This is a genomic window from Pseudomonas sp. 10C3 (assembly GCF_036346185.1).
Taxonomy (GTDB): Bacteria; Pseudomonadota; Gammaproteobacteria; order Pseudomonadales; family Pseudomonadaceae; genus Aquipseudomonas.
In genome coordinates this window covers 1-244 of record NZ_JASJVE010000182.1, presented here as the reverse complement: position 1 = coordinate 244, position 244 = coordinate 1, and the positions used below count along the sequence as shown (strand labels likewise).

The 244-nt window shown below is 58.6% G+C and carries 1 protein-coding gene; it reads right to left on the bottom strand.

Features of this window, described 5'->3' with window-relative positions:
- Window positions 1-244 (bottom strand): ABC transporter substrate-binding protein (locus QN399_RS26555; protein ID WP_330201970.1); only part of this gene is annotated, 244 nt, incomplete at both ends.

Sequence of the window (244 nt, the reverse complement as noted above, 5' to 3'; positions counted from 1 at the left end):
GCCTGGCGAACCCGCAGGTCAGCCAGCGGGTTTGGCGTCGTCTGGCCCTTGAGCACAGGCATCACGTTGTAGGCGATGTAGCCCAGGTTGAAGCCGGCCTGGTGCGGCATCTTCATGTCCTTGTCCGCTTCCAGCGGCTTGATATCGGCCGGGCGAGGATAGGCTGTGATCTGGCACTCGTTCTTTTTCAGTTTCTGGATGCGTACTGAAGGGTCCGTGGAGATTGCGAAGATCAGGTTATCGA